Raw genomic sequence first — 2,235 nt, forward strand, 5'->3', positions numbered from 1 at the left:
GGGACGGGTTACCTCATTGCGGACTGCTTGGTCCTGACCGCGTACCACAACATCAAGCAGGCGGGATCTGCCTCCGAGCGGGCGGTGGAGGTGCGAGGACTCGCTCTGTACGGGGAGCAGCCTGCTGCTTGGGTGGCGGCCGAGGTGGTGTGGCCGGAGCAGCCGCCAGACATCGAGCATGACCCTCACACTGATGCCGCCCTGCTGATGATCACCGATGGGGCATGGCAACCACCCATCTCCGCCAAGCCCGTTAGGTGGGGACGCCTCCCGGTGCCTTCAGCTCAGACCGCGGGGGAGGTGAAGTGTGTGGCGGTGGGGTTCCCGGAGGCAGAGCAGCGGGACGGAAAGCGTGACACCAAGCAGATCAGCGGGCACATCGAGACCTTGAGTGGTCTGAAGTCCGGCCTGATCACAGCACACATCGACCAAGTCGCCACCCCCGGCACGGCCGGATCGTCATCGCCCTGGTCCGGGGCATCCGGAGCAGCCTTGTTCTGCGGAAGTCTGCTCACAGGAGTCCTGACCACGGACCGCGCCGGTCACTACCCCGGTAATCAACTCACCGCCGTGCCCCTGGCCACTCTCACCGCCCGCCCCGGCTTCACCACCGCCATCAAGGTCGCCGGAAACCTCATCTCCCTCGAAGACGTCACCACCTCCGCCAGGAGCGGCCAGACAGGGACCGGCTCCTACGACGTGGAAGCTCCGCGCGAGCTGCACAACCTGCCCGATCGGCCATCAGAGGTCTTCGTCGGTCGTGAGAGTGCCCTCGCCGACCTCGCTGCCGCTATGGAGAAGGGCTCCAAGGCGATCACGCAGACTGTTCAGGGGCTCGGAGGAGTCGGCAAGACCACACTCGCCTTGCATTACGCCCACGCTCACCGGCACGACTACCGACTGGTGTGGTGGATCCGCGCCGACACCCCGGAGCAGATCACCACCGGCCTTGCCGATTTGACCAGCCGTATCAAGGGCGGTGTCAGAAGCCGCACCACCACTGAGGACGCGGAGTGGGCCATCGGATGGCTCCAGGAACACCCCGGATGGCTCCTCATCCTTGACAACGCCGAACACCCCAACACCATCAGCCATCTGACGGGGCAGCTTCAGCACGCCGGACGTCATCTGATCACCAGCCGCTTCGCCAACGGTTGGCCAAGCACCCCCCTGGCCCTACCGCTCCTCACTCCCGCTGCCTCACTCGACCTGCTCACCCGGCTCACTCGGCTGACCGATCCCGACAACCAGCACCACGCTAGCCTCCTCGCCGAAGAACTTGAGTACCTCCCTCTCGCTCTCGAACAGGCCGGCGCGTTTATCGCCGAGAGCCACATCACTGTCAGCGACTACCGGGACCTACTCCGTCGGCACCCGGCCCAGACCACCGGCACCGCTGCGGCGACCGGTGACTCGCAACGCACCATGGCCCGAATCTGGCGGATCACTCTCGACACCCTGCACCGCACCACCCCCCTGGCCGTCGACATTCTGCGCACCGCCTCCTGGTATGCCCCCAGCGCCATTCCCCGCGCCCTGCTCGCCCCACTGGCCGAAGACCCCGTCAGCTACGCCCAGGCCCTGGGCCAGCTCGCTGCCTACAACATGATCACTCTAGACGCGGACACATTCAGCATTCACCGCCTCGTCCAGACTGTCGCCCGGACCCCTGACCCCATCACGACAGACGACGCCGACCCCCACCGTGCCCCTGAAGTCATCACCAACGCCCGCCGCGAGGCCATCAACGTCCTGCGCACCGCACTGCCTGACGAGCCACTCACGAACGTGGCTGGCTGGCCCACCTGGCGCACACTGCTCCCCCACGCCGAAGCCCTCCTCTCCGCCAGTGACCCTGCCCAAGACACACAACACACCACCCTCCTCCTTACCCACACCGCCAACTACCTGCGAGGCCAGGGCCAGATCACCCAGGCCATCAACTACACCAAGCGCTCCCTGGCTACCTCCATCCGCCTCCACGGCCTCGATCACCCCAACACGCTCGCCTCCCGTAACAACCTTGCGGGCGCCTATGGGGCGGCGGGGGATCTCGGCCGGGCGGTTCCGCTGTACGAACGAAGCCTTGCCGATTCGGTGCGGGTCCTGGGCGAGGACCACCCCGACACGCTCACCTCCCGTAACAACCTCGCGGGCGCCTTTGAGTCGGCGGGGGATCTCGGCCGGGCGATTCCGCTGTACGAACGAAACCTTGCCGACCGGGTGCGGGTCCTG

At 66.4% G+C, this 2,235-nt stretch carries 1 protein-coding gene; it reads left to right on the plus strand.

Features of this window, described 5'->3' with window-relative positions; genetic code table 11:
• Positions 1-2,235: tetratricopeptide repeat protein (locus tag ACWCRJ_RS28240; protein WP_450941947.1), on the plus strand; the 2,235-nt coding region annotated here is incomplete at both ends.

This window comes from Streptomyces sp. NPDC002324 (assembly GCF_053593335.1).